This window comes from Bacteroidota bacterium, from assembly GCA_039111535.1.
Classification (GTDB): Bacteria; Bacteroidota; Rhodothermia; order Rhodothermales; family JAHQVL01; genus JBCCIM01.
Genome location: JBCCIM010000210.1, coordinates 1 through 10883 on the forward strand (window position 1 = coordinate 1; position 10883 = coordinate 10883).

The window sequence follows — 10883 nt, forward strand, 5'->3', positions numbered from 1 at the left end:
CCCGGCACCTGGGGGTATTACGGGAGCTTGCCCATGGTAGCGGCCAATGTGGGGTCTCTGCTGGGCAATCTCTGTGGAGCTCTAATGAAGTCGGTTCTTACGGAAGCACAGCTGACCAGCTGGGGGTGGCGTCTTCCCTTTCTCAGTGGCATTCTTATTTTCTTTGTGGCCGGTTGGCTGAAGGTGCACGGACACGAGGTTCCCATATAGGCGAAGATCAAACCGCCATATGCGTGCAACGGATAGGCCCCAAGGCGTGTGCGGGCGCGCACTTCGATGGCCGGCTTTGCATCGGGCGCCTCGCCGGGCGTCTCCAAAATCTCGCCATCGGGAGCAAACAGCCCGTACATCCCGGGTTCTCCCTGGATTTCGATGTAATCATACCCAAGTCTTGAAATCCGTGCGAGCGTGGTCTCCAGGGATTCGGCTCGCATCCAGTTGTGGATGGCTACTTTCATAACGCGTGTGGTTGAGGTGTTTTGTACGTCAGCTGGTTTCACTTGAAAATACAAGATTACAAATAATATGCGAGGGCCAATTAAACTTTTTACAGCTTTCGGTTTGGCAAAAACTTTTGATGTCCATTTTTGCCGCCCCTTGCATATCTTGTGCAAAAGACCATTCAGGGAATTAAAGTATGTATCGAGGAGCCTGTAGTTGTGCGGGGTACGTAAATCGTGTGGCTTGCGCTTTCCTGGCGGCCTGCCTGTTTTTGCTGGTGGGTTGCCAACCGGAGGATGATCGCGTGCGTATCCGGATCTGGCATCAAAAAAACGATGCGGAGCGGGACTTTTTTAACGATGCGGTGGCTGCATACAATGCTGCCCACCCCGATCGGTACGTCGAAGCATTGTACAAAGAGACCGAAGAGCTGCGTAACCTGTTTATTGTGGCGTCTGTGGGGGGGAAGGGCCCCGAGCTGGTATATGGGCCGGCTGATAACCTGTCAATTTTTGCACTAACCGAGTCGATCCAACCCATTGATGGGGTGTTGTCGGAGGACTACCTCGCGCAGTTTAATGCAGATGGCGTCATTTCCTGGCGTGAAAAGCCATGGATGATTGCAGATCAGGTGGGGAATCACCTTACGTTTGTTTACAACAAAGAAATGATGCCTGAGCCGCCAGCTACGACGGATGAAATGATCGAAATGCTGCAGGCATTAACAAAAGATGTGGATGGGGACGGCAACATTGATCAGTATGGCCTTACCTGGAATTACGTTGAGCCGTTTTTCTTTATGCCTTTCCTCACGGGATATGGCGGATGGGTGATGGATGAGGCCGGCAATCCGACCCTGGACAACGCGGCAACGGTCAATGCTATCCAGTTTATTCTCGATCTGCGGGATAAATACAAGGTAATCCCGCGGGAAAGCGATTACAATATTGCAGAGACGCTTTTCAAAGAACGGCGCGCTGCTGCGATTATCAATGGACCATGGGCCTGGGCCGGCTATGGTGAGGCAGGGATTGATTACGGCCTCGCCCGCTTGCCCGTCATGTCTGCCACCGGAAAATGGACAGCCCCGCTGGTTTCTTCCAAAGGGTATTCCGTCAACATAAATGTTGATAGTGAGAAGATGCCTTATGTTCAGGAAGTGCTGGAATTCCTGACCAATGCTGAAATGCAGGCAGATATGGCGCGCAATATTGCATCGATACCAACCATCGACACCGTGCGTCAGGACTCTGTAATTCAGGCCAACGTTGTGCTGCGGTCGTCTCTCCACCAGGTTGAGGTTGGATTGCCGATGCCTATCGAACCGCAAATGCGGCAGATATGGGATGGCATGCGGGGCCCTTACCAACTGATAATGAATGGGGCAAGTACCGCCGCTGAAGGGGCGAAGCTGATGCAGGATGAAGTGGAGAAACGTATAGCTGACACATTCCTTTAGTCCCAACCGGCAACGAAGTAAGACAACCCAGACATTTACCATATGGCAGCAACTAAAAAAGATCGCTTGTTTTTGATGGCCCTCCTGGCGCCAACGATCTTGATTATGCTCGTGGTGGTTGCGTATCCCTTTTTTGAAAACGTACGCATCTCGCTGTCGAACATGAACATCTATCATATTCGAGACTGGGAAGTGATTGGCTTCCAGCAATATGCTGCCGTCTTTGCTGAGCCGCGGTTCTGGAATATCCTGATGAAGACGTTTTTATGGACAGGGGTGAATATTGTGTTTCACGTAACCCTCGGCGTTTTTCTGGCGGTTATTCTGCATCAGAATTTTGTTGTCGGCAAGCCGGCGTGGCGCATTCTGCTTATCCTACCCTGGGCGTTACCGCAGTATATCACGGCACTGACCTGGCGGGGGATGTTCAACTATGAATATGGTGCAATCAACCGCGTGCTTACCCGGTATCTCAATTTGCCGGCCGTTGAGTGGCTTACGTCGCCTTTCGAAGCCTTCCTTGCGGTGATCTTGACCAATATCTGGCTGGGTTTCCCTTTTATGATGGTGGTTGCCCTCGGCGCATTGCAGTCGGTGCCGTCTGAATTGTACGAAGCTGCAGAAGTGGATGGGGCGTCCAAGTGGAGCCAGTTCTGGAACGTAACAGTGCCGCTGCTGAAGCCGGCGATGATTCCTGCCATTACGCTGGGCATGATCTGGACATTCAATAATATTAATGTTGTCTGGCTGGTTTCCAATGGCGGGGAGCCCAATGATCAGACGCACATTCTGGTGTCCTTTGTCTACGAAGCTGCGTTTTCGATGTACCGGTTTGGCTGGGCAGCGGCCTTGTCGATGGTCATATTTGTGATCCTGTTCACCTTTACGCAAATATTTCTCAACCGCACCAAGGCCACAGAGTCGGTCTACTAAGCCTGATTTCGCAACCACAACTTAACACTAAACACCTGAATCGTTGAAAGGGTTATTCGGAAAAATCGGAACGTACCTGGTCCTCGCATTTTTTGCGTTTCTGTCGATCTATCCGGTGATGCGCATCATTACGATATCGCTGCGGCCAGGGGATCAGTTGTTGTCGACTTCGCTGGCATTCATTCCGGAAGGCGCCTCGCTGGATAATTATCGGGAGTTGCTGTTTGAGACGGGCTTCTTGCAGTGGATGGGGAATTCTTTCTTTGTATCTCTTGTGGTAACGATTACTGGCGTTGCGCTCGCTTCAACAGCCGGCTATGCTTTGTCTCGCTACCGGTTTCGTGGCAAGAAATCCATCCTGAGCGGTTTGTTGATCACGCAGATGTTTCCGGCAACGATGCTGTTGCTCCCGATGTATGTGATGTTGATCAACCTTCAGCTGTTGAATACTTTTCTGGGGATCATTGTCATTTATACAGCTACAGCGCTTCCTTTCTGTGTCTGGCAAATGAAAGGGTATTATGATACCATTCCGGTAGCGCTGGAAGAGGCCGCGCAGATTGATGGCTGTTCACCCTGGCAAGCATTTTATCAGGTGATCTTCCCGCTGGCTGCACCGGCTTTGGTGATTACTGCGCTATTTTCCTTTATGACCGCCTGGAATGAATACGTAGTTGCAAATGTGGTATTGCAGGATTCAGAGATGTTTACACTGCCGCTGGGCCTGAAGCTCTTCCAGAGTACGCTCACAACCCAATGGGGACTCTATGCCGCGGGTTCGCTGCTGGTATCCATCCCTGTGGTTGCACTTTTCCTGATGTTAAGCCGATATTTGATCTCAGGGCTTACTTTGGGGGCCGTAAAGGGATAGAAATCAATTGTTTAGCCAAGAATTGTTGCCGGCTATACCCTGCAAAAATTCTTCGGTTCTACATTCTTGTGTGACGAATTTAACGTACCTAGTTAGCCAATCATCTTTATTGTTTAGATTGGTCAACCAAGCGCCCCTGGCGCACCCGGATATACCCGGTTGCTTCCCTTGCCTGTCAAACTTTTGGATTTGTGTGTCCGTAAGGGAGCCAAACCAATTGTGCCATTGGGCGTTCATTCCCGAATTGTGGCATCCACCGTCATCGTAGTAGCTATGCCAAAACCCAAGGATGTTACCCAGCCTGCTCACAAGGTCCTAGGCAAGTTCTGGACACTGGCTAATATGTTGAGCCTGGCCAGGCTTGTGCTGGTGATTCCTATTACCTACCTGATTATCAAAGACGGGTCTGTTGCATGGATCCTGGGGCTCGTATTTGCTGCACTTTGTACCGATTGGTTTGATGGTACCGTAGCCCGCTGGTCGAAAACTGTGTCGGAGTGGGGCAAGGTACTGGATCCGTTGGCCGACAAAATTGCAGCGGTAACCGTTGTTTGTGCACTGACAATTCGGGGCAGCCTGCCCTTGTGGTTTCTCGTGCTGCTTCTTGTGCGTGATATTTTGATTGTTTGGGGCAGCACGCTGGCAACACGCCGGCTGCAGCGCGTACTGATGAGTCTGTGGTGGGGGAAAGTAGCTGTGTTTATGCTCGCACTAACCGTGCTGGGCGCCATTCTTCGCGCTGACCCGCCAATTATGAACATGGCTATCTGGATTACAGCTGGCCTCTACGTTTATTCTTTTGCACTCTATGTCATCCGATATATTCGCCTCATGCGTTATGTGGAAGATGTAGAGGACATCGAAGAAGGGCCGGGCTCCGACGGCTCCAACGCAGAAATTGCCTATCCTGTCAGCACCTCTGTTTAATCGATCGATTTCCCTCTGCAGATTTAACGATCGCTGACTGTACCCATTATCAGAACCTAACACCCTGAGTCTGGTATCAGGGGAGTCATTTATTGTCCGCAAAGTTGCGTAATCAGGGTATAATGGGACTTTTTGATCGATTCAAAGCTAAAGAGCAGGAGCGCCTGGAAGAAGGGTTGGAGAAAACGCGTACAAGTTTTCTTGGCAAGATTGGGCGGGCCATTCGCGGTAAAGATACGGTTGATGACGAAGTCCTGGACAACCTCGAAGAAGCCCTGGTTACAAGCGATGTAGGGGTAAACACAACCCTGGAAGTCATCAAGCGCGTGCAGGCGCGGGTTGCTGCTGACAAATACGTCTCTTCCAAAGAGTTGACCGGTATGATCCGAACCGAAATTGCTGATCTTGTGATTGGTAACGAGGAGCATCGGCCGGCCGACTTTGATGCACATCTGCCCAATCGCCCGCATGTGATTATGGTTGTTGGTGTGAACGGTGTTGGGAAAACAACCAGCATCGGCAAAATGGCGCACCGCTACAAAATGGCGGGCAAAGATGTGGTGCTGGGTGCTGCTGACACCTTCCGTGCAGCCGCTACGGAGCAACTTGAGATCTGGGCGAAGCGCGCAGATGTCCCAATTATCAAGCAAGGGCACGGCGCAGACCCTGCAGCAGTGGCTTTTGATACCATTGCATCTGCAAAAGGGCGTAACAGTGAAGTAGCCATTATTGATACAGCCGGTCGGCTGCATACCAAAGGCGGGTTGATGGATGAGCTATCCAAAATCAAACGTGTGATGGACCGCCAGGTAGACGGGGCGCCACACGAAGTGCTGCTTGTGCTCGACGCTTCAACCGGGCAGAACGCCATTCGCCAGGCTGAAGAGTTTACCAAAAGTGTAGACGTAACGGGTCTCATTCTGACGAAACTCGACGGTACAGCCAAAGGAGGTATTGTCGTTGGCATTTCTCACGAATTCCAAATTCCCGTCAAGTATATCGGCGTAGGAGAAGGGATTGATGACCTGCAAATCTTCGATAGCCGGCGTTTTGTAAACGCATTGTTTGATTAACAGGCACATCTTGTTAACTAAAAAACATCTCTTTTACCGTCAAAAAAGCGCATTAGGGGCTTGTCCCAAAAAAAATGCACTGATATGACTGTTAATATGTGTTAGCTTCCGACGAGATAATTACCTGAGAGGACGGTATTATTGTAATGGATGCTTAACAAAGCCATTCGCTTTCTTCCTCGGACCATTCATGTACAAAATTTAACGGTCTGCTCCGGAAGCGTTGTACTCCTCGACGGTTGTCTGCATATTTATCTGTCGCGTCCTCTTTATTTAAGAGATGGCAAAATATTTGCTGACTTTAATCGTTTGGACGTTAAAGCGCTGTAATGATTTTGTACGATGCAGTTGCGTCGCTTTTGAATTCGCCACCACGATGCCATTTTTAAGAAGTACAATAGCATTGTTGCTGCTGTGCCTGCTATCTGCCGGCGCGCAGGATACGTACGCACAACAGGGGCCTGAGGCTTTCTCTGTTGACGTGGTGAGCGTACAGCATGAAGATGCTGCTGACAAATCTCGGCTCGATATTTTTACCGCTATTCCCCACGCAAGCCTGCGGTTTCTCAAAACCGGTGAAGCATTTACAGCACGCTACGAAGTGACCGCTTCTGTGTTTGAGGTTGATGAAGACAACCGCAAGCAGCAGATGATTGAAAATCAGGTTTGGGCAGACAATGTCAGTGTCCTTCAGTTTGGTAATACGCAGTCGAGCCAACATATAGCCCACTCTTCTTATGCGCTTACGCTGGATCCCGGCGCATACATGATTGAAATCAGGTTGCAGGACCTTGCCTCTGAAGAGGTATATCAGAAAGAGTTTGTCACCGAGGTGCGCGACTTTACACAAGCAGTCAGCTTAAGCAGTTTGATTCTGGTCAACGGTTTTGACGAGCAAAGTCAATCTATTTCTCCCGTTGTTCAAGACCGCGTTTTTGTGAACAACCCCAGTTTTAGCGTTTTCTACGAGCTCTACGCCGATGAGCCTCAGGCTGTAAATATTCGGCGAGAAGTTGTTCGGACGCCCAACAGTCGGGGCTTGCCGATTCTTCGTTGGTTGTTCCGCCGCTGGCAGGCAGATGCCTCGCAGGGAGAGATATCATTTAGCAATACCCAGTCACTCAATTTGGGCGCCGGCCGCAATCCGGTTGTGCTCTCTATTCCGGTTGAAGGCTATGAAGCAGGTGAATACCTGGTCCGGGTAATCGCTGAAGATGCTGAAGGCAATCCCCTGGCAGTTGCAGAGCGCGCAATTACAATGGATTGGGTAGACGAAGCAGAATACCAGGGACGTGATATCGACATGGCGATTGCGCAGCTTCGCTATATCGCCAAGCCAAAAGAATTACGGGCCATTCGAGATGGAGACAGCAAGCAGGAACGCCGTGAGCGGTTCATTGCTTTTTGGGAGAAACGTGACCCCACGCCAGATACGCCATCCAATGAGCGGATGGAAGAATATTACTACCGCATTGACTTTGCCAATCGGCACTATACCGCCAATAGCAACAGCGGCTGGGAAACAGACCGCGGACACACCCTGGTACTCTACGGAGAGCCTGATGCGGTGGATAACAATGGCGCAGACCAGTCTTTCAGGCAGCCCTACGAAGTATGGCATTACAAACGCATTGGCCGAAGCTTCTTTTTCCTCGATAAAAACGGGACGGGCAATTTCAAGCTGATGGTGCCCACCTGGAATGCACGGTCTGCCATTCGATAGGTTTTTGGCGTGCAAACAAAATTTTACACTTTTATAAGGTGCCCTGGATTGAACCAATGGGCACCTTATCTGTTTTTGCGAATTATCGTATTACAGCCGCCCCCTGCGCACGCATTGGTGGCGCAAGAAATTAGCAAGGGATAGACGTGTCATCTAAGATTGTCTTTATGGGCACAGCAGGTTTTGCTGTGCCATCGCTGGAGCGGCTTGTTGAAGCCGGCCATACACCCGTTGCGGTGGCGACAGGCCCTGACCGCAAGCGGGGCAGGGGGCAGAAAGTGGCTTTTACCCCGGTGAAGTCCGCAGCACTCGCTGCCGGCATCGAGACGATTCTGCAGCCAGAAAATGTAAAGGACCCGGCTTTTGCAGAAGCTGTAGCCGCTTTGGAGCCAGATATTATCGTTGTGGTTGCATTTCGCATTTTACCACCGGCCGTGTATACAGCCGCCAAAAAAGGTGCATTCAACCTGCATGGTTCTGTTTTGCCTCGCTACCGGGGTGCCGCGCCAATCAACAGGGCCGTAATGGCAGGCGACGACAGGACTGGCGTTACCACATTCTTCCTTGAAAGAAAGGTGGACACAGGGAATATGATTTTGCAGCGCGGCATGCCGGTAGGCCCTAATGAGACAGCCGGCGAAGTCCACGACCGCATGATGGTGCTTGGCGCAGAGGCTGTGCTTGATACCGTGCGGATGATTGAGGCCGGCGACGTGCAGACCTTCTCACAGGATGATGCGCTGGCTACACGCGCTCCTAAAATTTTTAAAGAAGACTGCCGGATCGACTGGACGTTGTCAGCCGGTGATGTGCATAATCATGTACGCGGCCTGTCGCCTTACCCGGGTGCCTGGACCACCCACGGCGCCCACATGCTAAAGGTGTTCAAAACTTTGCCGGCAGCTGGCACAGGAAAACCTGGAGAAATCTTGCAAGCAGACGATACGCTGATTGTTGCTTGCGGCGAAGGGGCAGTCCATATTTTGCAGATTCAACAGGAAGGCCGTAAACGGCTCGCTGTCGCTGATTTTTTAAGAGGATACCAGGTCGAAGCTGCTGACTTGCTGGTGTAGATCATGCGGGTATGGCTGCCCGAATACGATCTGCATGTTATCGCTAAATTGTAATTACCATGACGGACGCTGATTCAAAAGGCCCCTCGACCTCAGGCTCGGCCCGTGTTTTTTCCAAACAACATGCTCCGCTGCACCTGTTGGGGCGTACGGAGACTCCTGAAGCCAAGTCCTTGCTGGCGGCAGCGCGAGATCTTTTGTCTCGCGAATTTGGCGGCGATGCGACCGCTGCATGGAGTGAAGGATTTGCATACGGGGGCGTCGGGTTACTTGCACAGCATACCAGCTATTACGATGGCTTTGCTGTTGTGCTTGGTATGTCTCAGTTGGTTGCTGTAGTTGTGCGACCGGCAGCCGGCGCGATGCAAGTTACACTCGATCATTGGTATCCGGGCGAGGCGCAAGTTGAAAGCCGGCAGGTTGTAAAAGCACCCACCAGGAAAGGACCCGATGGGTGGGATAAGGTGCTTGCGAAGGTGCTTGAAGAATTTTCGTCGCCGGATACTTTTTGGGACGTTGCAATCGTTAGTTCGATACCTGCAGGATGTTACGAAGCCTTTTTGTCTGCTTTAACAGTTGCCACAACAAAAGCAGTTTGTGCAGCGCAGCAGAAGCAAGTACCAACTGACATGGTTGCCACCGTGCGTGCCATTATCCAGGATGCCATTGATGCTGAGTTTAGCAAAGCATTTCTGATGGTTGCCCAGCAGGCTGCACCAAATACGCTCTGTATAATTGATACCCTTACTGAAGAGTTGATCCCATTTGAGGGGCCGGCAAGCGACAACCTTAGCTGGGCGCTGGTAGAAGCTGAGCAGGTGACGCCGAGAAGTATGGATTTTTACCATGCGTGTGGAGTGGCTGGGCAAGAAGCTTTGGTATTGCTCAAAAACACGCCGTTTGCCGGCTATGGGTCATTCCGAGATGTTGATCATCTTGATTTACCTCGGGTGCTTGCCGCATTGCCGGTGAAATACCGCGCAATTGTGCGACATCTGGTGAACGAAAACAAGCGCGTACAATCGATGATCGGGGCAATCAGGGGAGACGATTGGCAAAAATTGGGCGGGCTCCTCTTTATTTCTCATTCTTCCCTGAGCAATGAATGGCAAGGAACCAATGACGCCATTGATGGCGTGGTTGCGATAGCTGAGCAAATGAGTGCAGAAGGTGTTTATGGTGCATGCATGACGGGGCGGGGCGGGTATGTGCTGCTTGTAGGCCGCCCCTTTGCAATTACCCGCTTTGTCGGTCAGATTGAAAAGCAGTTGCAGGAGCGTTTTCAACGTAAACCACGCATCATCATCTTGTAGTGGATGCGGGCTACGTTTAAGTGTACGCGTAATTTTGTTGAAAATACTTATGTTCAGGCTGTGTGCAAGAGATCTTCCTGCCTTGTAACAGCGTATGAGCGCCACATTACTGTATTGAATTAGATCCTCCAAGTCTATGGCCCAGTTTGATCTTGCTATTGTAAACGAGCGTATTGCGAAAGAAAGTGCATTTGTAGAGGAGCTTGTTAACGAAATTGGTCGTGTTGTAGTTGGACAGCGCTATATGATTGAGCGCTTGCTGATTGGTTTGTTGGGAGATGGCCACGTGTTGCTCGAAGGTGTACCGGGGCTTGCAAAAACGCTTACGGTAAGCTCGCTGGCACAGGCGATAAACGCCCAGTTTCAGCGTATTCAGTTTACACCAGATCTCCTGCCGGCAGACTTGCTCGGAACGCTTATTTTCAACCAGCGAGAAGGCAGCTTCTCCATCAAGAAAGGGCCTATTTTTGCCAATATCATTCTGGCAGACGAAATCAACCGATCGCCGGCGAAGGTGCAAAGTGCCCTGCTCGAAAGCATGCAGGAGCGCCAGGTAACCATCGGCGATACAACCTATCCACTCGAAGAGCCGTTTCTGGTCCTCGCAACGCAGAACCCGATCGAGCAGGAAGGGACGTACCCGCTCCCCGAGGCGCAGGTCGACCGTTTTATGATGAAAATCAAAGTGGGCTACCCGACCCGTGATGAGGAGTTGGAAATTATGCGCCGCATGGCGCGGACCGGAGACCGGCCTCAGATTCGTACAATCATCAAGCCTGAGCAGATTATCTCCGCGCGCAAAGTGCTCAATGAGCTCTATATAGATGAACGGGTGGAACGGTATATCGTGGATCTTGTCGTTGCAACCCGCGAGCCCGGTAAATATAAATTGAACAAACTGGAGCCGCTGATCGAGTTTGGCGCTTCACCCCGTGCCACGATCAACCTGAACCTTGCTGCCCGTGCACACGCATTCCTGCAGCACCGCGCCTATGTTACCCCTGAAGATGTGCGTTCGATTGCCAATGACGTGCTCCGCCATCGCATCGCGCCGACCTACGAAGCTGAAG

General features: G+C 51.2%; 9 protein-coding genes and 1 pseudogene. 9 read left to right on the plus strand and 1 reads right to left on the minus strand.

Annotation, left to right across the window (positions count from 1 at the left end; genetic code table 11):
• Positions 1 to 353: 353 nt before the first annotated feature.
• Positions 354 to 458 (minus strand): annotated as a pseudogene (locus AAF564_22845) (sugar phosphate isomerase/epimerase).
• A 287-nt stretch (positions 459 to 745) separates the two neighbouring features.
• Between AAF564_22845 and AAF564_22850 the strand changes: the two are divergent.
• The 9 genes from AAF564_22850 to AAF564_22890 all read left to right on the plus strand — a co-directional run.
• The gene (locus tag AAF564_22850) at positions 746 to 1900 is read left to right on the plus strand and encodes an extracellular solute-binding protein (GenBank protein ID MEM8488405.1); all 1155 of its coding nucleotides are present in this window, start codon (positions 746 to 748) and stop codon (positions 1898 to 1900) included.
• A gap of 42 nt (positions 1901 to 1942) precedes the next feature.
• Positions 1943 to 2833 (plus strand): sugar ABC transporter permease, encoded by an 891-nt coding sequence (locus AAF564_22855; GenBank protein ID MEM8488406.1) that lies wholly within the window; start codon positions 1943 to 1945, stop codon positions 2831 to 2833.
• Positions 2834 to 2876: 43 nt separating this feature from the next.
• Positions 2877 to 3704, plus strand: a complete 828-nt coding sequence (locus AAF564_22860; protein ID MEM8488407.1) for a sugar ABC transporter permease — start codon at positions 2877 to 2879, stop codon at positions 3702 to 3704.
• Positions 3705 to 3977: 273 nt separating this feature from the next.
• On the plus strand, positions 3978 to 4631 hold the full coding sequence (locus tag AAF564_22865) for a CDP-alcohol phosphatidyltransferase family protein (GenBank protein MEM8488408.1): 654 nt from the start codon (positions 3978 to 3980) through the stop codon (positions 4629 to 4631).
• A gap of 122 nt (positions 4632 to 4753) precedes the next feature.
• On the plus strand, positions 4754 to 5704 hold the full coding sequence (ftsY, locus tag AAF564_22870; protein MEM8488409.1) for a signal recognition particle-docking protein FtsY: 951 nt from the start codon (positions 4754 to 4756) through the stop codon (positions 5702 to 5704).
• A 376-nt stretch (positions 5705 to 6080) separates the two neighbouring features.
• Positions 6081 to 7427: a GWxTD domain-containing protein gene (locus tag AAF564_22875; GenBank protein ID MEM8488410.1), complete on the plus strand. Its 1347-nt coding sequence runs from the start codon at positions 6081 to 6083 to the stop codon at positions 7425 to 7427.
• 146 nt (positions 7428 to 7573) lie between these two features.
• Positions 7574 to 8500, plus strand: coding sequence for a methionyl-tRNA formyltransferase (gene fmt / locus AAF564_22880; GenBank protein ID MEM8488411.1), 927 nt, complete (start codon positions 7574 to 7576; stop codon positions 8498 to 8500).
• 59 nt (positions 8501 to 8559) lie between these two features.
• Positions 8560 to 9813 carry a hypothetical protein gene (locus AAF564_22885; GenBank protein ID MEM8488412.1) on the plus strand — a complete coding sequence of 418 codons (1254 nt, stop codon included), beginning with the start codon at positions 8560 to 8562 and terminating at the stop codon, positions 9811 to 9813.
• A 136-nt stretch (positions 9814 to 9949) separates the two neighbouring features.
• Positions 9950 to 10883 (plus strand): AAA family ATPase (locus AAF564_22890; protein ID MEM8488413.1); only part of this gene is annotated, 934 nt, incomplete at its 3' end.